This is a genomic window from Pseudolabrys sp., assembly GCF_035943735.1.
Taxonomy (GTDB): domain Bacteria; phylum Pseudomonadota; class Alphaproteobacteria; order Rhizobiales; family Xanthobacteraceae; genus Pseudolabrys.
On the sequence record NZ_DASZBV010000027.1, the window covers coordinates 148,345 to 174,349 of the forward strand.

Annotated in this window: 23 protein-coding genes; 11 read left to right on the top strand and 12 right to left on the bottom strand. The window is 67.3% G+C overall.

What is annotated here, in order from left to right:
• Positions 1–14: 14 nt before the first annotated feature.
• The 3 genes from VGV41_RS21205 to VGV41_RS21215 are packed head-to-tail and all read right to left on the bottom strand — an operon-like array spanning position 15 to position 2,498.
• Positions 15–878: an alpha/beta hydrolase gene (locus VGV41_RS21205; RefSeq protein ID WP_326866153.1), complete on the bottom strand. Its 864-nt coding sequence runs from the start codon at positions 876–878 to the stop codon at positions 15–17.
• A gap of 22 nt (positions 879–900) precedes the next feature.
• A complete protein-coding gene (locus VGV41_RS21210) occupies positions 901–1,299 on the bottom strand; it encodes a thioesterase family protein (RefSeq protein ID WP_326866154.1) in 399 nt (132 codons plus the stop codon).
• A gap of 5 nt (positions 1,300–1,304) precedes the next feature.
• On the bottom strand, positions 1,305–2,498 hold the full coding sequence (locus tag VGV41_RS21215) for a CynX/NimT family MFS transporter (protein WP_326866155.1): 1,194 nt from the start codon (positions 2,496–2,498) through the stop codon (positions 1,305–1,307).
• A 211-nt stretch (positions 2,499–2,709) separates the two neighbouring features.
• Between VGV41_RS21215 and VGV41_RS21220 the strand changes: the two genes are divergently transcribed.
• The 4 genes from VGV41_RS21220 to copD are packed head-to-tail and all read left to right on the top strand — an operon-like array spanning position 2,710 to position 6,400.
• Complete coding sequence (locus VGV41_RS21220) at positions 2,710–3,078, top strand: DUF2946 family protein (protein WP_326866156.1); 369 nt, start codon at positions 2,710–2,712, stop codon at positions 3,076–3,078.
• Between the two features lie 51 nt (positions 3,079–3,129).
• Positions 3,130–4,101, top strand: coding sequence for a hypothetical protein (locus tag VGV41_RS21225; protein ID WP_326866157.1), 972 nt, complete (start codon positions 3,130–3,132; stop codon positions 4,099–4,101).
• Position 4,102: 1 nt separating this feature from the next.
• Positions 4,103–4,459, top strand: coding sequence for a copper resistance CopC family protein (locus VGV41_RS21230; protein WP_326866158.1), 357 nt, complete (start codon positions 4,103–4,105; stop codon positions 4,457–4,459).
• A 27-nt stretch (positions 4,460–4,486) separates the two neighbouring features.
• The gene (gene copD, locus VGV41_RS21235) at positions 4,487–6,400 is read left to right on the top strand and encodes a copper homeostasis membrane protein CopD (RefSeq protein ID WP_326866159.1); all 1,914 of its coding nucleotides are present in this window, start codon (positions 4,487–4,489) and stop codon (positions 6,398–6,400) included.
• Positions 6,401–6,409: 9 nt separating this feature from the next.
• Here copD and VGV41_RS21240 read toward each other — a convergent pair whose 3' ends face one another.
• Positions 6,410–6,892: a DUF6789 family protein gene (locus tag VGV41_RS21240; protein ID WP_326866160.1), complete on the bottom strand. Its 483-nt coding sequence runs from the start codon at positions 6,890–6,892 to the stop codon at positions 6,410–6,412.
• Positions 6,893–7,072: 180 nt separating this feature from the next.
• Between VGV41_RS21240 and VGV41_RS21245 the strand changes: the two genes are divergently transcribed.
• Both VGV41_RS21245 and VGV41_RS21250 read left to right on the top strand, forming a co-directional pair.
• The gene (locus VGV41_RS21245) at positions 7,073–8,044 is read left to right on the top strand and encodes a Bug family tripartite tricarboxylate transporter substrate binding protein (RefSeq protein WP_326866161.1); all 972 of its coding nucleotides are present in this window, start codon (positions 7,073–7,075) and stop codon (positions 8,042–8,044) included.
• A gap of 14 nt (positions 8,045–8,058) precedes the next feature.
• The gene (locus VGV41_RS21250) at positions 8,059–9,003 is read left to right on the top strand and encodes a tripartite tricarboxylate transporter substrate-binding protein (RefSeq protein ID WP_326866162.1); all 945 of its coding nucleotides are present in this window, start codon (positions 8,059–8,061) and stop codon (positions 9,001–9,003) included.
• A 3-nt stretch (positions 9,004–9,006) separates the two neighbouring features.
• On the opposite strand, the gene VGV41_RS21255 is transcribed toward VGV41_RS21250, so the two are convergent.
• From VGV41_RS21255 to VGV41_RS21275, 5 genes are all read right to left on the bottom strand, one after another.
• Positions 9,007–10,503 (bottom strand): MDR family MFS transporter, encoded by a 1,497-nt coding sequence (locus VGV41_RS21255; RefSeq protein ID WP_326866163.1) that lies wholly within the window; start codon positions 10,501–10,503, stop codon positions 9,007–9,009.
• Positions 10,504–10,676: 173 nt separating this feature from the next.
• A complete protein-coding gene (locus tag VGV41_RS21260) occupies positions 10,677–12,299 on the bottom strand; it encodes an FAD-dependent monooxygenase (RefSeq protein ID WP_326866164.1) in 1,623 nt (540 codons plus the stop codon).
• Positions 12,300–12,383: 84 nt separating this feature from the next.
• On the bottom strand, positions 12,384–13,817 hold the full coding sequence (gene pyk / locus VGV41_RS21265; protein ID WP_326866165.1) for a pyruvate kinase: 1,434 nt from the start codon (positions 13,815–13,817) through the stop codon (positions 12,384–12,386).
• Positions 13,814–14,383 carry a DUF1036 domain-containing protein gene (locus VGV41_RS21270; protein ID WP_326866505.1) on the bottom strand — a complete coding sequence of 190 codons (570 nt, stop codon included), beginning with the start codon at positions 14,381–14,383 and terminating at the stop codon, positions 13,814–13,816. Before VGV41_RS21270 ends, pyk begins: the two co-directional genes overlap by 4 nt.
• A gap of 49 nt (positions 14,384–14,432) precedes the next feature.
• Positions 14,433–15,719 carry a glycerate kinase gene (locus VGV41_RS21275; protein ID WP_326866166.1) on the bottom strand — a complete coding sequence of 429 codons (1,287 nt, stop codon included), beginning with the start codon at positions 15,717–15,719 and terminating at the stop codon, positions 14,433–14,435.
• An 86-nt stretch (positions 15,720–15,805) separates the two neighbouring features.
• On the opposite strand from VGV41_RS21275, the gene VGV41_RS21280 reads away from it, so the two are divergent.
• Positions 15,806–16,102, top strand: a complete 297-nt coding sequence (locus tag VGV41_RS21280) for a DUF1244 domain-containing protein (RefSeq protein ID WP_326866167.1) — start codon at positions 15,806–15,808, stop codon at positions 16,100–16,102.
• Positions 16,103–16,252: 150 nt separating this feature from the next.
• Positions 16,253–16,546 carry a DUF2312 domain-containing protein gene (locus VGV41_RS21285; RefSeq protein WP_326866168.1) on the top strand — a complete coding sequence of 98 codons (294 nt, stop codon included), beginning with the start codon at positions 16,253–16,255 and terminating at the stop codon, positions 16,544–16,546.
• 4 nt (positions 16,547–16,550) lie between these two features.
• On the opposite strand, the gene VGV41_RS21290 is transcribed toward VGV41_RS21285, so the two are convergent.
• From VGV41_RS21290 to VGV41_RS21300, 3 genes are all read right to left on the bottom strand, one after another.
• Positions 16,551–18,092, bottom strand: a complete 1,542-nt coding sequence (locus VGV41_RS21290; protein ID WP_326866169.1) for a DUF882 domain-containing protein — start codon at positions 18,090–18,092, stop codon at positions 16,551–16,553.
• 356 nt (positions 18,093–18,448) lie between these two features.
• On the bottom strand, positions 18,449–20,407 hold the full coding sequence (locus tag VGV41_RS21295; protein ID WP_326866170.1) for a L,D-transpeptidase family protein: 1,959 nt from the start codon (positions 20,405–20,407) through the stop codon (positions 18,449–18,451).
• A gap of 244 nt (positions 20,408–20,651) precedes the next feature.
• Positions 20,652–22,136 carry a sigma-54 dependent transcriptional regulator gene (locus VGV41_RS21300; protein WP_326866171.1) on the bottom strand — a complete coding sequence of 495 codons (1,485 nt, stop codon included), beginning with the start codon at positions 22,134–22,136 and terminating at the stop codon, positions 20,652–20,654.
• Positions 22,137–22,296: 160 nt separating this feature from the next.
• Between VGV41_RS21300 and VGV41_RS21305 the strand changes: the two genes are divergently transcribed.
• The 3 genes from VGV41_RS21305 (at position 22,297) to VGV41_RS21315 (ending at position 25,985) form a co-directional block, all read left to right on the top strand.
• Complete coding sequence (locus VGV41_RS21305) at positions 22,297–24,141, top strand: M3 family oligoendopeptidase (RefSeq protein WP_326866172.1); 1,845 nt, start codon at positions 22,297–22,299, stop codon at positions 24,139–24,141.
• A 51-nt stretch (positions 24,142–24,192) separates the two neighbouring features.
• Entirely contained in the window at positions 24,193–25,548 is a 1,356-nt protein-coding gene (locus tag VGV41_RS21310; RefSeq protein ID WP_326866173.1) for an AarF/ABC1/UbiB kinase family protein, read from the top strand.
• 143 nt (positions 25,549–25,691) lie between these two features.
• Complete coding sequence (locus tag VGV41_RS21315; protein WP_326866174.1) at positions 25,692–25,985, top strand: aa3-type cytochrome c oxidase subunit IV; 294 nt, start codon at positions 25,692–25,694, stop codon at positions 25,983–25,985.
• The last annotated feature ends 20 nt before the right edge of the window (positions 25,986–26,005 follow it).

The following is a 26,005-nucleotide window of genomic DNA, read 5'->3' on the forward strand; positions in this document are numbered from 1 at the left end:
CGTGAATGATCGGATCAGGCGGCGCGAGCGCTTTCGGCGCGCTTGAGAAAATCGGCGAACAGCGCGGCAAGGCGCGGCTCGGCGTCGCGCCATTCCTTGCGGTCCCAGTCCTTGAGCAGATTGTCGTCGGCGCGCTTGGCGACGACGTCGTCGTGCAATTCGCTGTTGGGGATGAGCCGCGCCGCCTTGCGCGCCGTCGCCGGCGTGTGGATGACGTCGTTGCCGGCGATGAGGCAGGCCGGCGCTTTGATGGCGTTGAGGTCGGCCTCGCTGGCGCCGACGATCGGCAGCGTCGCCGACTCGAGGAAACGCTGGCGCCAGAACTCCATCACCTTGATGAATTCATCGACGTTCGCCGCCATCAGCCGCGCGCGGTTCGCCGGACGCGCCGCAATGCATTCGGCGAAGTGCTCGCTCTCGGCCACCGCCTGCATGCCGCCGGCGCGCGCGAGCTTGATGTACTGGCCGTAGTAGTTCTCGGACAGCTTGTCGACCGCCTCCTGGCCGCCGGTGACCCGCCACAGCATCAGTCCGCGCAGGCCGTCCGGGTGGCGCATGGCATAGAGGATCGCCAGCCGCGCCCCGGCCGAGGAGCCGCCGACATACATCGGCAGCGCGCCGAGCTGGCGGCCGAGCTCGTAGAGATCGTCGGCCCACACCTCGTGCTCGGAGGCGGCGCCGTCGAAGGCGACGTCGGAAGCGCCGCAGTTGCGGCGGTCGTGCAGCAGCACGCGATAGCCGGAGGCGGCGATGGCCTTGGAGAGATCGACCAGCTCGGCGTAGGAGCGGCGGCTGCCCGGCGTCAGCGCGATGAACGGTCCGCGCGTACCGACGATCTCGTAGTTGATGTGAACCCCGCGAACCAAAGCTTCCGCCATCGCCCCGTCCTTCCCTCGTGATCTATCGCGGCTTTTTCGCCGCCAGCTTTTTGTCGAGCCGCGCCATGTCGACCACCATGCGCTCGTGCGTACCGGTGCCGATTTCCTCGATCTCGTCGCGCGCGCTGACGGTGAACTCGATGCGGCGGCCGTCGACCTTGGTCACCTCCGCGGTCGCGGTCACCTGATGCCCCACCGGCGTCGCCGCCAGATGCTTGATGTTGACGATGGTGCCGACCGCGCTCTCACCCGGCTCGAGGTAATCGCGGATGGCGTTGAGCGCTGCGTTCTCCACGATCGTCACCATCATCGGCGTGGCGAAGACCTGCGGCAGGATCGCATCCTTGAACTGGTTGGCGAGATGGCCGGGCATCACGCGCAGCGTGAATGTGCCCTTGGCGCCGACAGGGATGGGACGCATGTTTTTCAGGCCTCTGCGCGCGGCACGTGGTTGATCGCCGGGGCCAGCAGGATGAGCAGTAAACCCGCAATTCCGATCGGTGCGAAGGCCAGTGCCGCCATGCCGCTCCAGTCCCAGAGCATTCCGCTGATGATCGGCGTGATCACCGCGCAGCTGTAGCTGATGGTGAACATCGCCGCGGTGACGCGGTGCACGTCGTCCGGCGGGCTCAGCAGCGGCGGCAGCGCCAGCAGCAGCACCAGGATGGCGGCGGACGCGAAGCCCTGCAGGCTCGCCGCCGCGACCACGATCGGGCCGTTGCCGAAGACGATGCCGAGGGTGGCGATGACGCTGAAGACGCCGACAGCGATGATCGGCCAGGCCTTGAGCTGCAAACGGCTGGCGAAGAGGAGCAGCAGGGCCGAGGCCGGCAACTGCCCGGCATTGAGGCCGGTCAGCGCCGCGCTGATCCATTCGCCTTGGCCGTGCCCGCGCAGGTAGTCGGGAATAAACGCGTTCGTGGAGAAATAAACGGCGTTGACGGTACCGAGCATGAAGCCGAGCCGCCAGATCAGGTGATTGCGCCAGTCCGGCCACCAGCGCCGGCGCACAGGAGCTCCGGCGGCCGTTGCGGGCTTCGGCGCGAACGCGGCGACGATGAGGGCGATGATCGCGACCGGAACGCTGAAGACGACGAAGCCCCATTGCCAGCTTCCGACCAGCGGCACGACGAACGGCAGCATCAGCGCCACCGGAATCACTTCGCCGATCAGCAGACCGTTGGTGTAGACGGCGGTGGCGAAAGCAATACGGTCCGGCACCCATGCGCGCACCGCCGAGGGCATGGTGACCTGCATGATGGCGACGCCGGCGGCGGTCGCGATGGTCATGGCGTAGAGCCAGCCGACATCCGGGAAGAGGCCGCGCAGCGCACCGCCGATCGCGGTTGCCAGTAGCCCGACAACCAGTGCCCAGCGTACGCCGAGCTTGGCGACAATCAGCGAACCGGGCACGGCGGCGGCGGCGAGCAGCATCGACGGCAGGCCGGTCAAGATGCCGATTTGCGTCGCCGAGAGCCGCAATTGATCGTGGATGAGCGGAATGACCGGCGGCACCGCCAGGATGGTCAGGCGCAGGGCATTGCCCGCCAGCCAGAGCAGGAACAGCGCGAGGAACACGCGGACGCGTGCCTGCGCCTGGTCGGATATGGAAGCCGGCATTGTCGTGGACACGTTCTGAAAGACCCGTGGGAGAACGGGCCGCGGCGCGCGCGGCCGGGGGCCTCTGATAAGCCAGAAGCCGGCAAATGCCTACTCCCCGGGGCCGCACGCATGGCTGTGCTGTTCGCCGGCCGATGCTCTGGTGCGGGTGCCGGATCGCATCTAATGTTCCGCGCGCAGGTGGCTTGCGGGGTATGGATCGGTGTTCGAGGTGAGGTCGCGTCGGTTCGGCGGGCGCTCCATTGCGGCTGTTGTCGCGATGTGGGTGATCGCGCTGAACGTCGCCTTCAGCCCGTTCTGCAATTCCCAGCAGCCGACCCTCGACGCCTTTGGGCAGCCGATCTGCGCCCATCATTCCGACAGCGGCGACGGCCAGACCCAGCATCCGAACGGGACCGACGACGGCGGCCAGTGCTGCCAGGGCTGCTGCCCCTCGCTCGTCGGTGCCGACACCGGCCCCAAGCTCGAGCTTCCGCTCGTCGTCACCTGGACGAGACCGGCGCTCGTTGCGGTGCAGATCCTGCTGCCGCGTCCCTCGCGCCATCCGGCCGGCCCTCCGCGCGGACCGCCGTTCGCCTGATCGCGACGGCTTATCACTCGGTCCAATTTACGCTTGTGAGGGAGGCTCCCGATGGGACGCCTGTGGCTGCGCGCCGGACTGCTGGCGCTGATGACTAGTCTCGTGCCGTTGGGCAGTGCGTTCGCGCACTGCGTCGTTGGCAATCGCTTCTTTCCTGCGACCTTGAATGTCGACGACCCCTGCGTCGCCGATGAACTATCGTTGCCGACCATCTCGTCGTTCAAGACCGGCGACGATCCGGCGGCACGCGAGCTCGATATCTCCGGTGAATTCTCCAAACGGATCACCGACAGGTTCGGGGTCTCGGTCGGAAGCACGTGGAGCCAGTTGCGAACGCCGGGAAGCCCGACGGTGAGCGGCTTCCAGAATCTGGAGACGGCGTTCCAGTATCAATTGCTCAAGGACGCGACGCACGAGTTCGCCATGATGGCGAGCCTCGATATCGAATGGGGCCGCACCGGCGCATCCTCGGTCGGCGCGGATCCCTTCACCACCACTACGCCGACGCTTCTGTTCGGAAAGGGTTTCGGCGATCTGCCGGCGGAGGTCGGCTGGCTGCGCGCCTTCGCCGTCACCGGCGGTCTCGGCTACGCCATCCCCGGCAGCTCGTCGACGACGTCGACCGATCCGGACACGGGCGACCCAACGGCCACGCAGAACCCGCGCGTCCTGCAATGGGGCGGCTCCCTGCAATACAGCATGCCCTATCTCAAGTCGGCGGTCGTCGATCTCGGCCTGCCCGACGTCGTCAATCGCCTCGTGCCGATCGTCGAGGCGCAATTCTCGACGCCGGTCGGCAACACGATCGACAGCGGCACCAAGACGACCGGCACCGTTAACCCCGGCATCATCTATATCGGCGACAAATACCAGGTCGGCGTCGAGGCTATCGTTCCGATCAATCGCGACAGCGGCGGCAATATCGGGGTCATCGGGCAGGTTCATCTCTACCTGGACGACATCTTCCCCAACACCATCGGCCGCCCGCTCATCGACACGTCCGCCATCGGCAAAGGAAACTGACATGCGATCCCTCATCATCGCTCTCGCCGCGATGCTCGCGTTGACCGCGCCGGCCGGCGCACACGCCTTTCTCGATCACGCCGAGCCGCCGGTCGGCAGCGCGATGCAGAAGGCGCCGCCGCAACTCTCGCTCTGGTTCTCCGAAGACCTGGAGCCGGCGTTCAGCGGCGCGACAGTCACCGACGCGCAGGGGCATGCGGTCAATGCCGGCAAGGCACAGATCGACGCGCATAACCGCAGGCTGATGCACGTCCCCTTGAAAGCCGTCGGTCCCGGCAGCTATCGCGTGAACTGGCACGTGCTGTCGGTCGATACGCACCGGACGCAGGGCAACTACAATCTGACGGTCGGCCGTTAGGCGAAAGGCCCGGGAAGGCGAAGCGAGATGCCCGTCCTCGACGCATTGATCATCGCGCGCGCGGCGCATTTCGCCGCGATGATCATGCTCGAGGGCGCGATCGTCTATCGCCTTCTCGTCCTCGCGCGCGTGCCGGCGTCGCCGCAAGCCGACGAGCTGCGCCATGCGCTCCGACCCTGGCTGCTCTGGACCATGTGGTCGTCGCTCGCCGTCGGCGTGGTGTCCGGCGCGGCGTGGCTTGTCCTGCTCGCCGCGCGCATCGCGGCCGTGCCGGTCGGCGAAGCCGTCTCGCACGGCGCGGCGCTCACCGTGCTTACCGACACGCAGTTCGGCGCGGTCTGGCAAATTCGGTCCGCGCTCATGCTTGTGCTTGCGCTGCTGGTGCTGCAACGGTCCGGTGCGCCGCGCGTCTGGCGCGATGCCGCGGCCGCGCTTGTCGCTGCCGCGTTGCTGGGGTCATTGGCCTGGGCCGGTCATGGCGCCTCGACGCCCGCCGCGATCGGCGACATCCAGTTGGCAGGCGACGTGCTGCATCTCGTGGCGTCTGGCGTCTGGCTCGGTGGGCTGCTGCCGTTTGCCGTGACGCTGGCGCTCGCGTGTCGGCAGGGACCGGCCGGGTTCACGCTGGCGCGTGACGCGACGGCGCGTTTCTCGCTGCTGGCGCTCGCCGGCGTCGTGGTGCTGCTCGTCACGGGCATCGTCAACACCTACGTTCTTGCGGGCTCGGTGCCGGCGCTGATCGGCACGCCCTACGGTCGCCTGCTCATCGTCAAAATCGCCTTGTTCGCCGCAATGATTGGCCTCGCTGCGGTCAACCGGCGCCGGCTCACGCCGGCGCTGATGACGGCGGGCGATGCGATCGTCGCCATGCGGTCGCTCGTGCGCAACAGCCTCGTCGAATGGGTGCTCGGCCTCGGCGTCGTCGTTGCCGTCGCGTTGCTCGGCACGATGACGCCGGGGCTGCACGATCAGCCGGTCTGGCCCTTGCCGTTCCGCATCGTTTTCGACCCGAAGACGGAAATTCTGCTCGGCCTGCTCGTGCTCGCTTTCGTCCTGGTGATCGCCTTCGCTTTCACGTCGGCAACCTCACGCTGGCCCATTGTGATCGCCGCCGTCGCCGCCGTTCCGTTCTGCGTGCCGGTGCTTTTGCAATCCGCACAGCAGGCCTATCCGACGACGTACTGGTCGTCGCCGACCGAATACACCGCGGCGTCGATCCTGAAAGGTCAGCAGCTCTTCCGCACCAACTGCTCGACCTGTCATGGCGCGGAAGGCCGCGGCGACGGACCGGCCGCGGCCGGCCTGAAGGTCCCGCCGGCGGACCTCACCGCAGATCACGTCTATGCGCATCTCGACGGCGATATGTTCTGGTGGATCGGCAATGGTTTCGGCGGCGTCATGCCGCCGTTCGCCGCCGCGCTGGACGAGCAGGCGCGCTGGAATCTGGTCGACTTCATCCACGCCAATGCCGACGCCGTGCGATTGCGCGCGGCCGAAGGGCGCGTCACCGCTAACGGATATCCGGTGCCGCGGTTTTCCGCCGAGTGCCCGGACGGCGCCATCGTTGCAACGGACCAAATGAAGGGACAGGCGCTGCACATTGTCTTCGCCGATGGCGACGTCAGCGCGCAACGGATGGAGGCCGAGCCGAAGGCCGTGCTGCCGATCCTCGTCGCCGCGTACGCGGGCAAGCTCGCGCGCGCGTGCGTCGCGCGCGCGCCGGATGCGCTGCGGCTCGGGCGCTTCTACGCGCAGCAGATGGGGCAGGGGTCCACGACATCGGAGTGGCTGGTCGATGCGCAGGGCCTGCTGCGCGCGCAGTGGTCGCCGGAACACGGAGAGCCTTGGACGAATCCTGAAGTGCTGCAGCAGAGAGTTCACGATCTCGCGCAGGCCGCCAATCCCGCTCGCGGCCTTGCCGGCTCCGCGCATCATCATTGAGCCGCGCGTCTAGTTGCGGTCCTGCATCATCGCATAGGCGACGCCCGCCACCGTGCTGTAGACGAGCAGCATCGCCAGCGAGAACAGCGACGCGGCGGCGCCCAATCCGGCTGCCAGCCCGAAGAAGCCGAGCCCGATCGCAGGAAACAGCAGCAGGTTCATCAGCGCCCAGGCCAGCACGGCGAAAGTCGCGCCTTTGACGATGCCGCTGGTGCCGGGAAGAAAACGATAGAGACGGGCGAACAGGAAGCCGAGCACGGTGGCGCCGCTGACGAAGGAAAGCGCCCACGGCACGACCTGGCTCACGTCGCTGCCGGACAGTGTGCTCAGCGCCGCCTGCAGGCGCTCGTAGGGCGAGAATGCCGGCAGCCATCCCAGCCGCGCCTTCAGATACATCAGCAGCGAATGCGCCAGCGCCCCGCAGGTGCCGGGCACCAACCATTGCAAGAGGGCCGAGCGCCGGAGCCGCGTCGACAGCGTCGAAGGTTTCATGATGTCACATTCTCGGCTTTGCTTACCCTCTCTGTCGAGAGCCCGGCGGCCACGGCGATACCTGTGCTCGGCCATTGCCGGCACCCGTTGACCGGCAGCAGTGTCCGCGCCGATAAGGTACGCTCGCAATGAAGAATAATACGGCGCGTGTTCGACAGGCCGGAAAAGAGGAGGACAGCAATGAAGACGAGGAGTTTGCTGCTGGCGCTGGCGCTGCTCGCCTTTGCGCCGCAGGCTTTTGCCGACGATTATCCGTCGCGCGTCATCACCCTGGTCTCGCCGTTTCCGCCCGGCGGTCCGTCCGACACGGCGGCGCGGATCGTCGTCGGGCCGATGTCGCAGGCGCTGGGCAAACAGATCATCATCGACAACGTGACCGGCGCCGGCGGCGTCATCGGCACCAACAAGGTCGCGAAGTCCGCGCCTGACGGCTACACCATCATGATCTCCGGCTCCGGCACGCATTCGGCCGCCGAATTCCTGCATGCCGGGCTGCCCTACCACGCGACCGACTTCACGCAGATCGGCCTGATCAACACCTCGCCGATGATCCTGGTCGCGCGCAGCGCCGTCCCGGCGAACAACCTGAAGGACTTCCTCGTCTATCTGCGCGCCAACGAGAAGAAATTGACCGAGGCCGATGCCGGCGTCGGCTCGGTTTCCAATCTCGCCTGCTCGGTCTTCCATATGCTGGCGGACGTGCATCCGACCGTCGTGTCCTATCGCGGCACGCCGCAGGTGACGATGGATTTGCTCGCCGGCAATGTCGACTTCGGCTGCAACCAGCCCGTCACCACCGCTCAGTACATCAAGCAGGGCAAGTTGAAGGCCTATGCGGTGACCAGCGACAAGCGCTCGACGATGCTGCCCGAAGTGCCGACGACCGCCGAGGCCGGCATGCCGGACTTCAAATTGTCGGTCTGGTTCGGATTGTCGGCGCCGAAAGGCACGCCGCAGCCGATCGTCGACAAGCTCAGCAAGGCGCTGAACGTCGCGTTGAGCGATCCCGAGGTGGTCAAACGTTTCGCCGCTCTCGGTTACGACGTGCCGCCGCCGAACGAGCGCAGTCCCGCCTACTTCGAACGCTTCTACACGAACGAGGTCGCGCTGTGGCGCAAGGTGTTCGGCAACAAGGCGAACGAAAAGAAGTAAGCCGGAGCGTGCCGATGCAGAACGACGCGAACTGGCGCCCGACCCGGGAGATCGAGCTCGTGGCGGGGACGCCGGCGGGCGGCGGCCAGGATCGGCCGGCGCGCGCCTTGATCGAGGTGCTGACGAGCCTCAAGCTCGTCGAGCAGCCAATCAAGCTCACCAACATTCCCGGCCGGGGCGGCGGCAATGCCTGGGATTATCTGCGCGGCAAGAGCGGCGACGCGCACGTGCTGGCGATCAATTCGCCGACCATCATCAGCAACAAGCTGCTCGGGGTCAGCGCCTACGACTATGCCGCGCTGACGCCGCTCGCCAACCTCTACACAGAGTATCCGATCTTCATCGTGCGCGCCGGCTCGCCGCTCGCCGATGCGGCCGCGCTCGAGCGCCGCCTCAAGGCCGACATCAAGGGGTTGCGCGTCGCGCTCGCCACCGCCATCGGCAACACCAATCACATCGCGCTGGCGCAGGTGGCGCGTCATGCCGGCTGCGATCCGCGCGCGCTGACGATCGATGTCTTCGATTCGGCGCGCTACGCCATCGCGCACGTGGTCGAGGGTGGCGCCGAGCTCGGCGTCATCACCGCGGTGAGCGCCGTTCCGGAACTGACGAGCGGCGCGCTGTCGGCGCTGATGATCTCGGCGCCGCGTCGGCTCGATCGCCTGTTCGCTGGCGTGCCCACGCTCGTCGAGAGCGGCGTCGACTGCAAGATCGGCATGTGGCGCGGCGTCATCGCCCCGGCCGGCATCGCGCCGGCGGCGACGGTGTTCTGGCACGGGGTGCTGAAACAGGCGACCGCGACCGAACAGTGGCGCGCCGAGCTCGCCAGGAAATACTGGGCGAACACCTTCATGACAGGCGACGCGCTCGCCGCGTTTCTCGAGGCGGAGCGCGCGATCATGTCCGGCGCTCTCGACGAGCTTGGCCTGCTGCCCGCCGCGTCGCCGGGATCCGCGTGACCGTCACACGCGCAGGCGCGCCGGCAACGCGAGCGTCGCGCAAAAGACGACCAGCACCAGCACGCCGAGGATCAGATAGACGTGATGCAGCCCGGTGGCGATCTCCTGCACCAGGAGGTTGAGCTCGGCCGGCGGCATCGTGGCGCGCAACGTCGGGCTGAGGACGCGGTTGATAGCCTCGCCGTTGTCGATCGCGTGTGACGACACCGCGGCGTTGAGGAGGCCGCCGAACACCGCGGCGCCGATCGCCTGACCGACGATGCGGGAGAAGACCGTCGTCGACGTGGCGATGCCGCGGTTCTCCCAACCGACCGACGCTTGAACGGCAACGAGAAACGTCGGCACGATGAAGCCCAGGCCGATGCCGATGATCATCGGCGCGACCCCGGTCCACAGCGCGCCGCGCGTCGGCGTCAGCGCGATCAACATCAGCACGCCGATCGCCAGCAGCGGCAGGCCGACGAAGGTCGTCGCCCGGTACGAGATCCGGCCAAGCAGCCGGCCGCCAATGAAGCTGCCGAGCGGCCAGCTCACCGACGACGCGCCGACCGCGATACCGGCGATCATGGCGCTCAGGCCCATGACGCCCTGGATGTAGAGCGAGAGGAACACGGTGCTGCCCATCAATACGGAGCCGACCGCGACGCCGAGGACAATGCCGCCGACGATGATCCGATTGGTCAACAGTCCGATCGGCAGGATCGGGTCGGGCGTGCGCGCCTCGTGCATGGCAAAGCAGGTCAGCAGCGCGACCGACGTCGCAGTCAGCACGAGGATCGTGAGCATCCCGAGCGCCGAGGCCTGGATCAGCACGAACATGAGCACGCCGGTGCCGGCCGCCATCAGCGCCGAGCCGGCATAGTCGATGCGCCGTTGGTGTGGCTCCACGGTTTCATGAAGCGCGGCAATGATCATCACCGCCGCCGCGCATCCGACCGGCACATTGACCCAGAACACCCAGGCCCAGCTGACATGGGTGACGATGATGCTGCCGAGCAGCGGCCCGAGGATCGCGCCGATGGCCCAGGCGCCCGAGATGTAGCCCTGCAGGCGCGCACGCTCGACCGGTTCGTAGTGATCGCCGATGATGGTCTGCGCCAAGGTCACCAGCGCGCCGGCGCCAATGCCCTGTACGACGCGAAACGCGATGAGCATGTCCATGCGCCAGGCCATGCCGCACAGCACCGAACCGACGAGAAAGAGCGCGATCCCGAACAGCAGCACCGGCTTGCGGCCGTAGAGGTCGGCGAGGCCGCCATAAACGGGGATCGTGACCGCCTGCGTCAGGAAATACGCCGAGAACACCCAGGTGAGCGACTCGAAGCCGCCGAGCGCGCCGACGATCGTCGGCATCGAGGTCGAGACGATGGTTCCTTCGATCGCGGAGATAACGATGACGGCGATCGCCGCAATGAAGACCCATATGCGCCCGGCGTGACGGCCGGCGCCGCCGCGGCGAGCGCCAGGCCGTGCGATGGTTTCGGAGTTGCTGTCGGTCACGTCTCTCCCGCGCGTCCGCCGTGTGTTTTCATTTCGAAGCGGCCGCGTCGCGCCGCCCGGTGCGGACAGGTTTGCCCCTGTTTAGGCGGAACGCGCAGCGCGCGCCAGCACATGGCAGGCATGCCGGGATGTTCGCCCGTTTCTCAAGGCCATCGATCAAATATACGGCCGGTTTACGCCCGTCGGGCGACAGCATTGAGTCCCGCGCCGCGAACCGTGTCTATGACGGCTCCCGCGTTTTTCGGAGTGGCCTCGCCTCGCCACGCAACGTGGCCGTCCGGACGCACAAGAACGAGTTTCCGCGCATAAAGCGACGCTGCCGCCGGATTGTCGATCCGATGAACAGTGAACGGCACTTTCCTTTCTTCCGCCGCGGCCTCGAACGGTGCTGTTGACTCTGCGCCGAAGTCCAAAAGCACGAAGCTCATGCCGAAAAGGTCCTGAATGGACTTGTTCTCGGCAACCCACACATGCGGTGCGCGGGCTCCGGGGAACGTCGTCGGGACATAGCCGATCGTGTCGTCGATCGGCTTTTCGCTGTCGTCGGGAACGACGATCGGGGAGGGGTGATAGATGTAGCCGAGATGCACCCCGACGGCCTGCCAGACTTTTTGATTCTCCGACTCCAGCGCCGCTCCGACTGCGGCGCGTGCAGCGTCGCCGGCCGGACCTTCCGTTTCGATGTGCGAGCGCTGCTCGGCGCTAAGGAGGCTGCGATAGTTACGGAGCGAAACCTCCACCGCACGCGAAGCCGCGGGGCGACGTTCGCAGTCGTAACTGTCCAGCAAGCCCGGGCCGCCCCAGCCTTGCAACATGCCGGTCAGTTTCCAACCCAGATCGAAGGCATCCTGGATGCCCGTGTTCATTCCGAGGCCGCCGTTCGGCGGATGCGCATGGGCCGAATCGCCGGCGAGAAACACCCGGCCGTCCCGAAAGCGGTCAGCGACAGTCCGCTTTCGCACCCAAAGAGTGCGGTCGACGATTTCATATTCAACAGGTCGGCCGACGGCACGGAAGATAAGCGCTTCGATGTCTGCCGCCTGAAGCCGCTCGCGGTCGACTCCGACGAGCTGAAGCCGCCACAGGTCCCGTCCATCCACAATCGAGAGGAACGACCACGTCCCCTCGGCGCCCACGAACACGTAGCGGAACGCGCTTTTCTTATCGTGAACGGCCGAGAACTCCGGCAGCCGCAGGTAGATCGTCATCGACCAGTCGATGTGCTTGTCGCCGCGCACCTCGATGCCGAGCAAGTCCCTCACCGTGCTCGCATAGCCGTCGCAACCGACAAGGTATCGCGCTCTGACCGTCTCGGATCTGTTGGCTTTGAGCAGCCGGATGCTCGCTGACACGCCGCTATCGTCCTGCAGGAAGCTCTCCAGCTTGCACTGGTGCTCGATTCTGACGTTCGGGAAGGTGCGGGCGAAATCCTGCAGGATCGGATCGAACCAGGTTTGAGGACACGGCCGCCCCCGTTCAGGGCTGAAGTCCGAATCCGATCGGCTGCCAAGGTCAGCAATGCGGACGCGGCCGAGCTCGTATCCCGTCATGCTGGTGACGAACGCGGTATCGAGCGCCCAATCGTCGGGGAAGCCCCAGTGGCGGACCTTGTCGGCAATTCCCAATTGCCGGCAGAACTCCATCGTCCTGACGCTGACCTCCAGCATCTTGGCGGAGCCGATCTCGTTCGGCCCTTTTTCGACGACAAGCGTGTTCACGCCTCGCCGGCCGAGATCGGCGGCCAAAGCGAGGCCAATCGGGCCGGCCCCGGCTATAAGAACGTCGACGTCGTCCATCGTGCGATTGAGGTCTCGGGCCTTTTGCTTGCCTGGCGCGCAATCATATCGGCTTTGAAATTTAACGCACCGGCGACGGACGTCTCAATCCCCCGCCAGCTCCTGTCCGACATAGGCAATGCGCAGCATGTTGGTGGCGCCGGGCGTGCCGAGCGGCACGCCGGCGACGACGATCACGCGCTGTCCCGGCTTGGCGAAGCCTTCCTTGAAGGCGATGCGGCAGGCGCGGTCGACCATGTCGTCCTGGTCGTGTGCGTCCTCGGTGACGACGCAGTGGACGCCCCAGACAACCGCGAGCCGCCGTCCGGTCGACATGTTCGGCGACAGCGCCACGATCGGCGGCCGCGGCCGCTCGCGCGCGACCCGCAGCGCGGTCGAGCCGGACGAGGTCCAGCAGATCACCGCGGCGAGATCGAGCGTGTCGGCGATCTGCCGCGCCGCATCGGCGATGGCGTCGGCGCCGGTCGCTTCCGGCTCGGCGCGCTGCGCGTCGATGATGCTGCGAAAGGTCGGATCGCTCTCCGTCTCGCGCGCGATGCGGTTCATCATCGTCACTGCTTCGACCGGATACTGGCCGGCGGCCGATTCCGCCGAGAGCATAATCGCGTCGGCGCCTTCGTAGATGGCGGTAGCGACGTCGGAGACCTCCGCGCGTGTCGGCACCGGCGATGTGATCATCGACTCCAGCATCTGCGTCGCGACCACGACCGGTTTGCCGGTGGCGCGGCCCATGCGCGTCATCTGTTTCTGGACGGCGGGCACCTTCTCCAGCGGCATCTCGACGCCGAGGTCGCCGCGGGCGACCATCAGCGCGTCGGCGAGATCCATGATCTCGGAGAGACGCACCACCGCCTGCGGCTTCTCGATCTTGGCCATCACGGCGGCGCGGCCGCGCGTGATCTTCTTCGCCTCGGCGATGTCTTCCGGCCGCTGGATGAAGGAGAGCGCCACCCAGTCGATGCCGGCGTCGAGCGCGGCCTCGAGATCGGTGCGGTCTTTCTCGGCGAGGGCGGAGAAGGGGATGGTGGAGTCGGGCAGGCTGACGCCCTTGCGGTCGGACACCTTGCCGGCGACCTCGACGTGCGTGACCATGCGCTTGGGCTGCGCGGCGGTGACGGTGAGGCGCACCTTGCCGTCGTCGATGAGCAGCGTGTGGCCGGGCTCGACGCCGGCGAAGATCTCCGGATGCGGCAGGTAGGCGCGGGTCGCGTCGCCCGGCGTCGGATCGGAATCGAGCACGAAGCTGTCGCCCTTCTTCACCATCGCGGAGCCGCCCTCGAAGGTGCCGAGGCGCAGCTTCGGCCCCTGCAGGTCGACGAGGATGCCGATCGGCCGCCCGGTGTCGTGTTCGACGCCGCGGATCATGGCGACGAGTTCGCGCATGCGGTCGGGCGAGGTGTGGCTCATATTGATGCGGAAGACGTCGGCACCGGCCTCGAACAGCCGCGCAATCATCTCCGGGCTCGACGACGCCGGTCCGAGCGTGGCGACGATCTTGGTGCGGCGCAGCCGTCTCATTTCCGTAGGCCTTCTGGTGCAGGCGGTGGCGGTGTTCCCGGCGCGCCGGGCGGCGGCGGTTGCCGTCGCGGCGGCGCCAGCGGCGGCGGCGGCCCCGGCGGCAACAACGTGCGCCCCGCGCCCTGCTCCGCACTGTCGGTCAACTGCACCGTCCACGAGCGCTGCTCGCCGGTGTCGACCTCGAAGAAGCCGGTCCGGTCATAGCCGCGTGCGAGACAGTTTTCGGTACCGCGAATGGTGAACTCCTTGTCGCGCGTGCACATGAAGGCGTGGCCGGACCATTCACCGCCGCGGTCGTAATCTACCGCGTAAATGTAATAGTAACGTGCAACCAGCGCGCCGCGCAGCAAGGTATCGCAGGAACGGCCCGAGATGTTCCACCAGCCTTCGGTGGTCCAGCCTTCCGCATCCTTGTAGCCGATGGCGATGCCGACGCGGCTGCCGGTGTTGTTGCAGACGCGGAAGTCGGCGAAGGCCGGCAGCGTCGTCACGACGGCGAACAGCAGGGCCGGCACCGCGGCGCGGAGAACGGAGCGGAGAAAGCGCCGGGGTGCGGAAAAAGCCAATGCGGTCACGGGCCGTCGGTTTCGCTGGTGGGGGTTGTCGCGCGGCCCTCTAAGGGCTGTCAACGACGATGGCGCGGAAGTCGTTCACGTTGGTGTAGGTGGGGCCGGGCTCGAGAAGGCCGCCCGCACGCGAGAAAAAGCCGGTGGAATCGTTGTCGGCGAGAAAGGCGGCAGGATCGAGACCGCGGGTTTTGGCCTGCGTGGCGGTGTCGCCGTCGATGACGGCGCCCGCGGGGTCGGTGGCTGCGCCGGCGCCGCCGTCGGTGCCGTCTGTATCGGCGGCGAGCGCCGTGACCCCCGCCATGCCGGCGAGCTCGATGGCCAGCGCCAGCGCATATTCCTGGTTGGGACCACCCCGGCCGCGGCCGCGGATGGTCACGGTGAGTTCGCCCCCCGACAGGATTACGGCGCGCCGGCCGGCGGCCCGCAGATCGCGCGCGAGCCGCGCATGCGCGGCGGCGACCTCGCGCGCCTCGCCCTCGACGCGGTCGCCGAGCGAGATCACCTCGTAGCCGACGGCCATGGCGGCGGTCTCGGCCGCGCGCAGGGCGTCCGCCGGCCGCGCCGCCAGGACGAAGCGCGCATTGGCGAAGACCTTGTCGCCCGGCTTCGGCGACTCGTTGGCGGCGTCGGCGAGCGCCCGGGTGATCGTACCGGGCACATCGAGGCGATACTTGGCAGCGATGGCGCGCGCCTCGGCAAGCGTCGACGGGTCGGGAACCGTCGGCCCCGAGCCGATCACTGCGGGGTCGTCGCCCGGGACGTCGGATATGGCGATCGTCACCACCTGCGCCGGAAAGGCATGCCGCGCCAGCCGCCCGCCCTTGATCCGAGAGAGGTGCTTGCGCACCGTGTTGATCTCGCCAATGTGCGCACCGCACTTCAGGAGCGCGCGTGTCACCGTCTGCTTGTCAGCGAAGCTGATGCCGGCGGCCGGCGCGATCCAGTTGGCCGACGCGCCGCCGGACATGAGCACGAGCACGAGATCGTCGCTGTCGGCAGCATCGGCGTAGCTCAGCGCGCGCTCGGCGGCGGCGAGCCCCGCCGCGTCGGGAATCGGATGTCCCGCCCCGACCATGTCGACGACGCGCGTCGGTCGCCCGTAGCCGTGCCGCGCCACCGCGATCCCGGTGAGCCGATCCGGCGCCAGCGTGCGCTCGTCGAGGTAGACGCGCTCGGCTACCTCGGCCATCGAGCCGGCCGCCTTGCCGGCGGCGAGCAGCACGATGCGCCCCTTGGGCGGCGGCGGCAGCAGGGGTGGCAGGAAGCTCGCCGGATGCGCCGCCGCGACCGCCGTGGCGAAGAGCGAATCAAGGAAGACGTGCGCGTCCGACATGGGGCGATACGGCCCATTTTCCCGCCCTATGGCAAGATGCCCGGCCGGCAACTATGTTTCGGGCCAAGCATCCGGAGCCCATCGTCATGGACGACAAAACCCGCACCGAGCTCGAAGCCGCCGTCTACCGCCGCCTGGTCGAGCACTTACGTGAACGTACCGATGTGCAGAACATCGACATGATGAATCTCGCCGGCTTCTGCCGCAACTGCCTGTCCAACTGGATGAAGGACGCCGCCGACGCCAAGGGCCTCGCCATGACCAAGGACGAGAGCCGGGAGATCGTCTACGGCATGCCCTACGACGAGTGGCGCGCGAAGCACCAGAAGGAGGCTTCGCCGGCACAGCAGGCCGCCTTCGAGAAGGCAAAGCCGCAGCATTAGGCTGGCAAGCCTTTTCTCGTTCCAATCCATTGCGTGTGGACAGCGTGGATGACCCCCCGCTCGCCTTGACCCGGCGGCGGCCAACTCCGAATGCTCCTTCCTCGAAAGCGACGGCGCGCGCCGCCGGTCCGGGAGTTGAAGGAGACGTCGATGCCAGCCAGTTCCGCTGCCGAGAAACTCGAAGAAGGTGCCGCGGAGAAGGCCAACACCTCGTTCGCCCGCGACCAGCTCAAGGCGATCATCGAGCGCATCGAGCGCCTCGAGGAGGAGAAAAAGGCGACCTCCGACGACATCCGCGACGTCTACGCCGAGGCCAAGGGCAACGGCTTCGACGTGAAGGCGCTGCGCACCATCGTCCGGCTGCGCAAGCTGGACACCGACGAGCGCCGCGAGCAGGAAGCCGTGCTCGAGACCTACATGCACGCGCTCGGGATGACGCAGTAAGGCGCTAGTCCAGCGACGCGGTCCGCGTGCGGACGAAGGTCGCGGTGCCGACGAACACGATGGCGCTACCGGAGAAGCGGTCGGCGCGCAGGCCCGACCACGGATCGCCCGAGAAGCTCATCGCCACGGCCTGCACCGGCTTGTGCAGCAGCGGCTCGTAGCCGCGCGGATCGACTTCGCCGAGCCGCGTCGCCGTCATCGCGCCGCTGACGCTCGGCGTCAGCATCGCCGCGCGCAGCCACGGGCTGTCGAGCCGCTGCGCGCCGCTCGTCATCTGCGCGAACGGTCCGGCCTCGGCGACGATGCTCATGTTGCGCGCGACCGGCGCCTCGTGTGCCATCGCCTGGGTCACGCCGAGACCCATGACGCGAACACGCGGCTGCGGCGCGGGCGCGGCGTCGGCGATGGCGGCGTAGGCGAGCGCGTCCGCGCCCGGCCCGGCCACCTGGAACGGCGACGCCTTCGGCTTCGGCGCTGCCGGCCAGACGCCGCGATCGGTGAAGCTCTTGATGGACGCGGTGATCTCCGGCTTCGCGACCGTCTTGGCCGCGGCCAGCGTCATGGCCGCCTGCGGCCGCACGCGGGGCATCGGCACGATGCGATGGGTGACGACCGGCGTGACGCCGACGCTCGCCAGGGTTATGCGGCCGCTCCCGGCTGCTGCGACCGGCGCCGCGTCATCCGCAGCGTCCGCGATCTCCTCGGCGTCCTGCTTGCCGTAAATCTTGGCGACGAGCATTCGCTTCTGCCTGAGCGCCACAGCTTCCGCCGTCTGCTCCTGGCTGGCGCTGATGGCGCCATGCGCGAACGCCTGCTCGAGTGACAACTTGTTCGGCGCCTGGCCGCGGCGCTCGATGTCGGCGAGCGCCAGCGCATAGCCGGGCAGCGGCCGTCCGTCGGACGACACGTGGACGGTGCGCCCGTCCGGGAATACTTTGGACAACTGCGCATAGGTCATGCGCGGCCAGTGTCGGATGTTGCCGGTGTCCATGTGCACGAACGGCGAGCCGGACGTCGGATAGAAGCCGACGCCGCCGCGCTGCAGGCGCAGGCCGATCTCGCGCAGCTTCTCCAGCGGCACGCCCGGAATATAAAAATCCATCGCATGGCCGAGCGTGTGCTCGCTCAGTTCGGCGACGCCCGAGGCGGCCGCGCGGCCGCGCAGCATCGCGTTGGTCGACGGTGAGCGATAGCCGCAGATCACCTCGATCGGCTGCGTCGCGCCGAGCTCGCGATAGACCTCCCAGAGCACGTCGAACAGGTGCGGATCCATGTTCGTCGCCTGCTCCTTGCGCCAGTCGCGCATGAACCAGTCGAGCTTCTTCAGCGCGGCCTCATCATAGCGGCCGTCACGCTTGTAGGTGATGGTGATGTTTTCGCCGGTGTGAACGTGATGGAACGTGAGCGCGCGCGTGTCGCCTTCGGCGATCGCGGTTTGCAGCGGCATGCTGGCGGCGAACAAGAGAACGCCGGCGGCTGCGGCAGTGGCGCCGATGCGCGTGAGCGCGCTCGACAGCAAGCGGCGACGCGCGGCTCTCAATGCCACTGGCGATGTCCGTACAATTGAAACGCCCCAACCGTCCGATGCCGCGGATGCGGGTCCCCGCCGCAGCAAAGCTTGAATGAGTGTTGACGGGATCGGCGCTGTTGATGCTCGTCGCTGCCCCCGCGGAACTACGGCTGTTTACCGGCAAAGCGTGGCGGAAAATGGTCGAGGCCGGGTCGGGGATGCGGCAAGCGCGGGAACTTCGGTCTTATTGCACCGTGAGAATTGATTTCTGCAATTTCGCGGGGAACGAAATGCAATATTCATGACGCTGCTTGCGGAACTATAGTTCCATTTCCCGGCGTCAGGGGCGGGGCGAGTCCCGGCCATGACGCCGCACGCGTCAGCTCTGATGTTCAGCGGAAAATCTTGTCGAAGAAGGCGAACGGATTCTCGGCCTCGCGGCGCTCGACGCGGCGCAGGATGTCCTGGTTGGCCTTGTCGGTTGCCGCGTCGCGCTTGGGATCCGGCGGCGGCGCCACGTCGGCGACGCGACGCTCGTCGCTGTGCATGATCGAGTGGATGCGCGCGTCGAAGCCGTAGAGGTCCTCGTCGACGTGCATCTTGCCGGCGTCGTCGACGAACACGGTCTGGTAGGTGAGATAGACCATCGGCTGCTTCTGCAGATTGTAGGTCTTCTCGTCCTGCCCGAACATGCGCGCGATCTGCCGCTCGTCCGGCGTCGGGCCGGACATTGCCAGCGACAGCATCACCTCGCCGAATTTGGTCGGGTCCTCCACGCGCATGCAGCCGTGGCTGAAGGCGCGCTTGTCGTAGGCGAACAGCTTCTTCTCCGGCGTGTCGTGCAGGTACACCTGGAACTTGTTCGGGAAGGCGAACTTGATGCGGCCGAGCGCGTTGGCGGCACCCGGCGGCTGCACGACGTTGATGTGGCCGTCCGGGCCCTGCTTCACCTCGAGGCCCATACGGTCGAAGATCTGCGGATCGCTGGCGTACATCGGCAGCAGTTCGTTCTGGATGATCGACTGCGGCACGTACCAGGACGGATTGACGATGACGTGCTGCATCCGCGCGGCGAGCAGCGGCGTCGGTGTCTGCGGCTTGCCGGCGACGATCTTGGTGGCCCATACCTGACGGCCGTCGTGCACGACCTTCAGCGTGTAATCCGGGATGTTGACCATCACATAGGTCGGGCCGAGTTCGCGCGGCAGCCAACGCCAGCGCTCCATGTTGGCGCGGACGCGGGCGACGATGTCGCCCGGCTTCGGGCCGTTGATGGCGGCGATGGTGTGGTTGTCGATGAGGCCGCTGGGCTTGAGGCCCTTGCGGTATTGCAGCGCGCGGATCGCGTTGTAGAGCGCCTTGTCGTAGACGAGGTCGCCTTCGCGGCCGCGCACGTGCAGCTTCTCGCGCAGGGCAGGAACGCGCGCGTCCTTACGGCCAGGCCGGATCACCGCGCCGTCGGGGATGCGCGCCGGCTCCGGATCGGCCGAGGCGTTGCCGCGGCGCAGATCCGCGAGCTTCGCCTTCAGCGCGCGGAAGCTCTTGTCCGGCGGATTATAGCTTTCGATCGTGGCGTCGGCGTCGCGCGTGCTGGCGAGTTGCTTGAGCACCGTGTCCGGATCGGGCGTGTGGTCGCCGTACTCGACCTGCGCCGAGACGCGCGTCGGCGCGATGCGGCCGACCGCCAGATGGCGCACGTAAGTGAGTACGGAAACGGTGAGCCGCACGTCGCCGTCGGCCAGAGCCGCGGCGCCGTTGATGGTGCCGAATTCCGGCACCGGATAGTCGGAGGCGTCGAGGCCGTCATCGGCGGCATTCTTGAGTTGCGTGATGGCGTCCTTGGCCTGCGCGGTCAGGCGGCCGTCGTGGATCCACAGCGGCGCGAAGTTGCGCACGGCGTAGAAAGTCTCGACAGCGCGGCGTTCGGCCGGACGCTCGGCATGGCGGCCGAGCTGCTTGCTCGTCGCGAGCTGCTTGAGCTTGTCGGCGATCTGCGTGTCGTTCGCCGACAGCAGCTTGTCGAGCGTACCCCGGATGTCGATGCCGGGATCGCTCGTCGGCTTGCTCTCGGCTTTCTGCTCGGGCTCGGCGGCGGCCGGCGCGGCGATCTCGTGACGGGCGGGCGGCGGCGGCACGGGCGCCGCCTCGCGCTCGCGCGGCTGCGCCTGCGCGCGGGTGTCGGGCGGCAGCGGCGCCGGCTGACGGCGATGGACGATGACGCGGCCGTTGATCGAGGGCGGCTCCGGCAGCGCCGACTCAAATCGCGGCGCGGCGATCGCAAAAGCTGGGGTCGCGACGGTCGCGGCCAGGATGGTGCCGGCCAGCAGGCGATCGAACCGGTTCTGACGCATTGCCTGTACTCCACACGAACGCGTAGTCTGTAAAATGCCGCGCGCCGCATTAACCGGCGTGGGCAGCAGGCGCGCAATCGCAATCCGCGCGCACACTGTATTATGCGACGTTTGCCCGGTCGCCTGTATCAATTTCTGCAGGCCGGCGTATCTAATTTATATCAAAGCTAACGGAGCCGGCCGTGATTAAGATTTCAATGTTTAAAACTTTAACGATTCACCTTAACGGCGCGCATGGCGCCGCTCAGGCGACGGCGCCGGTCGTCGCTTCGGTCCCGTCCTCGTCGAGACCGAGGCTCTCCAGCTTGCGGTAGAGCGTGGAGCGGCCGATCTTCAGCCGCCGCGCCACCTCCGACATCTGTCCGCGGTGATGCGAGATGGCGAAACGGATCACCTCGCGTTCGATGTCCTCCAGCGGCCGTGCGTGCCCGTGCGGGTCGGTGAGGCGCAAAGTGGGCGCCGGCGCGGCGCGCCGCTCGACCGGCCATTCGGTCACGATCGCCGGCTGTGGCTCCAGCGCCGGCTGCACCGGCACGACATCGCCGTCGATCAGTGCCGCGATCTGCGGGAATTCGCCGACGCCGATCTCCTCGCCTTCCGCCAGCACCACGGCGCGGAACACCGCGTTCTCGAGCTGGCGCACATTACCCGGCCAGTGGAAGCCCGAGAGCAGCGTCATCGCCTCGCCGCCGATGGCGCGCACACGCTTGCCCTCCTCGGCGGTGAAGCGCGCGAGGAAATGTCGCGTCAGCGCCGGGATGTCCTCCGGCCGGCGGCGCAACGGCGGCACCGTCACCGGGAAGACGTGCAGGCGATAGAACAGGTCCTCGCGGAAGCGGCCGGCCTTCACGTCGGCGATGAGATCGCGATGCGTTGCCGAGACGATGCGCACGTCGACCTTGACCGGCTTGCGGCCGCCGACCGGCTCGACCTCGCCTTCCTGCAGCGCGCGCAGGAGCTTGACCTGCGCCGGCAGCGGCAGTTCGGCGACCTCGTCCAAGAACAGCGTGCCGCCATCCGCCTCGACGAACTTGCCGGTGTGTTTCTCGGTAGCGCCGGTGAAGGCGCCCTTCTCGTGCCCGAACAGGATCGACTCGACGAGGTTCTCCGGCAGCGCACCGCAATTGACCGCGACGAAGGGGCGGGCGCTGCGGGCGCCGGAGCCGTGGATGGCGCGCGCCAGCAATTCCTTGCCGGTGCCGGACTCGCCCTCGATGAGAACGGGGATGGTGGAAGCGGCCGCTTTCTCGGCCGCGCGCAGCACCGGGGTCATCGCGGGCGAGCGGGCGATGACGTCGGCGATGGCGAAAGTGCCGTCCCGCCGTTTTTTCATGCGCTGCAGTTCGCCGGCGAGACGCCGCGTCGCCAAGGCATTGGAGAGCGACACCTGCAGCCGCTCGGCGCCGGCCGGCTTGACCACGAAATCGGTGGCGCCGGCGCGCATCGCCGAGACGACATTGTCGATGCCGCCATGCGCCGTCTGCACGATGACCGGGACGTCGCATCCCACCTGACGTAGGCGCGCCAGCACACCCAGCCCGTCGAGGTCGGGCATCACCAGGTCGAGAATCACGCACTCGACCGGCCGCGCCTGTTCGCCGACGAGCATCGTCAGCGCCGCGTCGCCGCCCTCGGCGGTCAGCGCCTCGTAGCCGAAGCGCTGCACCATCGCCTCCACCAGGCGGCGTTGGACGGGATCGTCGTCGACGATGAGAACGGTTTCGCGCATGCGTACTCCGGGACCTGTGCCGATTTGGCGCACTCTGGCCCCGCAGCCTTAACGGCGCGTTACCCGTTGAACCGGCCGCGTCCACGCCCGATATTGAGCCCTCCCGCGTTACCCAGCCCGGCGCCCGCCGCCACGTCCCTCTGGAATCAACGGAATCTCCATGCCCGCCCGTTCCGCCGTCCGCGCCAAAGCCGCTGCCAAGCCCAAAACCAAGACCGACCCCAAGCTCGGCGCGCTGCCGGAGTGGAACCTCGACGACCTCTATGCCGGCATGGACGATCCGGCGCTCAAGCGCGATCTCGATCGGGGCGACGCCGACTGCCTCGCGTTCGAATCCGAGTTCAAAGGCAAGCTGGCCGATCTGGCGGGGCAGGGCGGCGCCCGGCTGGCCGAGGCGGTGAAGCGCTACGAGGCGATCGACGACCTGCTCGGCCGCGTCTACTCCTACGCCTCGCTGCTCTATGCCGGCGACAACAGCGATCCGGCGCGCGCCAAGTTCTACGGCGATGTGCAGGAGCGCATCACCAACGCCTCCATCCATCTTCTTTTCTTCACGCTCGAACTGAACCGCATCGACGACGCCGTGCTCGACGCGGCGATGGCCGATCCGCCGCTCGGGCATTACCGACCGTGGCTCGAGGACGTACGCAAGGAGAAGCCGTACCAGCTCGAGGACCGCGTCGAGCAGCTGTTCCACGAGAAATCGGTCACCGGCTATTCCGCCTGGAACAGGAGCTTCGACGAGACCATCGCCGCGCTGCGCTTCAAGATCGGCGGCAAGGACATGCCGATCGAGCGGACGCTCAATTTGCTGCAGGATGCCGACGGCGCGAAGCGCAAGGCGGCGGCGGAAGCGCTGGCCAAGACGTTCAAGGCCAACATGCGGCCGTTCACGCTGATCACCAACACGCTCTCCAAGGACAAGGAGATCTCCGACCGCTGGCGCGGCTTCAAGGACGTCGCCGACGCGCGCCATCTGTCGAACCGCGTCGAGCGTGAGGTTGTCGAGGCGCTCGTCGAAGCCGTGCGCGCCGCCTATCCGAAGCTGTCGCACCGCTACTATGCGCTGAAGGCGAAGTGGTTCGGCAAAAAGGCGCTGCCGCACTGGGACCGCAACGCGCCGCTGCCGAAGGTGCCGCAGCGTACGATCTCGTGGACCGACGCGCGCTCGACCGTGCTCACCGCCTACGGCGCCTTTTCGCCGAAGATGGCGGAGGTCGCCGACGACTTCTTCGAGAAGAAATGGATCGACGCGCCGGCGCGTCCCGGCAAGCAGCCCGGCGCTTTCGCGCATCCGACCGTGCCGTCGGCGCACCCTTACGTGCTGCTCAACTACATGGGCAAGCCGCGCGACGTGATGACGCTCGCGCACGAACTCGGCCATGGTGTGCACCAGGTGCTCGCCGCGCCAAACGGGCCGCTGATGGCGCCGACGCCGCTGACGCTCGCCGAGACCGCGAGCGTGTTCGGCGAGATGCTCACCTTCCGCAAATTGCTGGCCGAGACCAAGGACGCCAAGCAGCGCAAGGCGATGCTTGCGGCCAAGGTCGAGGACATGATCAACACGGTGGTGCGGCAGATTGCGTTCTACTCATTCGAGCGCAAGGTGCACCTCGAACGCCGCAACGGCGAGTTGACCGCCGACAAGATCTGCGAATTGTGGATGTCTGTGCAGTCGGAGAGCCTGGGACCGGCGATCGAGCTCAAGCCGGGCTACGAGACCTTCTGGTGCTACATCCCGCACTTCGTGCATTCGCCGTTCTACGTCTACGCCTATGCGTTTGGCGATTGCCTGGTGAACTCGCTCTACGCCGTCTACGAGAAGTCGGCCTCGGGCTTCGCCGAGCGCTATCTCGCGATGCTCGCCGCCGGCGGCACCAAGCATCACTCCGAGTTGCTGGCGCCGTTCGGCCTCGACGCGCGCGACCCGAAGTTCTGGGACGGGGGCTTGAGCGTGGTCGCCGGGCTGATCGACGAACTGGAGGCGATCGACCAAAAGGGGTGACGGGAGGATCGGAGCCTTTGCGCAGGCGGTGTTGATCACTATCTCTGCCCAATGCCCCCCTCCGACTCCGAACGCAACCGCTTCTCCGCCCGCGCCCGCCGCTATGCCTCGGTAGGCACCCGCGTCGGCGGTGTCGCCGCACGCATTGCCGGCCAGCGCCTCGTCGGCGCGCAGGGCGGCCGCGAAGGCAACGCCGTCGCGCTCGCAGCCGCGCTCGGCGGCCTGAAAGGGCCGATCATGAAGGTGGCGCAGTTGCTCGCCACCGTCCCCGACGCGCTGCCGCCGGAATACGCCTCGCAGTTGATGAAGTTGCAGAGCGAGGCGCCGCCCATGGGCTGGGCCTTCGTCAGGCGGCGCATGAGCGCCGAACTCGGCCCCGATTGGCAGGCGAAGTTTTCATCCTTCGAGCACCAACCGGCGGCCGCCGCGTCGCTCGGCCAGGTGCATCGCGCCACGGCGCGCGACGGTTCGCCGCTCGCGTGCAAGCTCCAGTATCCCGACATGCAGTCGGCGGTGGAGGCGGATCTGGGCCAACTCAATCTCCTGTTCTCGCTGCGCAAGCGCTTCGATCCGGCGATCGACACCTCCGAAATCGCGGTCGAGATCGCCGCACGGCTGCGCGAGGAACTCGATTATGTGCGCGAGGCCAAGCACGTCGCGCTCTATCGGCACATGCTCAAGGATGACGCCGCCGTGCGCGTGCCGAAGGTATGGCCGGAGTTGTCGACCCGTCGCCTGCTTACGCTCGACTGGCTCGAGGGAACGCGCATGTTGACGCACAAGGCGGATTCCTTGGAGACGCGCAATCGGCTCGCCACCGCGATGTTCACCGCCTGGTGGCTGCCGTTCAGCCGTTTCGGCATCATCCACGGCGATCCGCATCTCGGCAATTACACCATCTTTGCCGAGGAGGGGCGGCCGGCGGGCATCAATCTGCTCGACTACGGCTGTATCCGCATTTTCCCGCCGTCCTTCGTCGGCGGCGTGGTCGACCTTTACCAGGGCCTCCTGCACGGCGACGACGCGCGCGTCGTGCACGCCTACGAGACCTGGGGCTTCAAGCGCCTCAATCGCGACCTCATCGACACGCTCAACATCTGGGCGCGCTTCATCTACGGGCCGCTGCTCGACGACCGCGTGCGCACCGTTGCCGACGGGGTGAAGCCGTCCGATTACGGGAGGAAGGAAGCCTTCCGCGTGCACCAGGCGCTGAAGGCCAAAGGCCCGGTGACGGTGCCGCGCGAATTCGTGTTTATGGACCGCGCCGCCGTCGGGCTCGGGGCCGTGTTCCTGCATCTCGCCGCCGAGCTCAATTTCTACCGGCTGTTCAACGAGGCCATCGAGAACTTCTCGCTCGAGCGGGTCGCGGCGCGGCAGGCCGACGCGCTGGCGCTCGCCGGGCTCTAGGGCAAGGATTTTTGCCCGCTCCGCGGGCAGGCGTAGCCCAAATTTACGGCGTTGACGGCGGCTGCCGCGCCGTTGCCCTTGTCGTCCATTTACGCTACCCAAATCCCGGCCCGCCTCTACCGAGACCCCGGAGATTTCCCACTATGGCCGAACACGGCACCGTCGAATACGCCACCGCAGCCGGCAACGACTATCCGGCACACGAGAATACCTACGAGAGCTTCCTGCACTTCGCGTTCACCGGCATCATCCATGTCGTGAACCTCCTGCTGGGTCTCGCCATCGGCGGCGTCGCCGGCCACTGGTTCGCGGCCGTGGTGGTTTTCATCGTCGCCGTCCTCGGCCTCATCGCCGGCCTGCTCAGCGGCAGCCGCACCCCGAGCTACGCCGCCTTCGTGCTCTGCGCGCTCATCTTCCTGTACAGCGTGCTGAGCTGATAACGCCTGCGGGCGGGGAG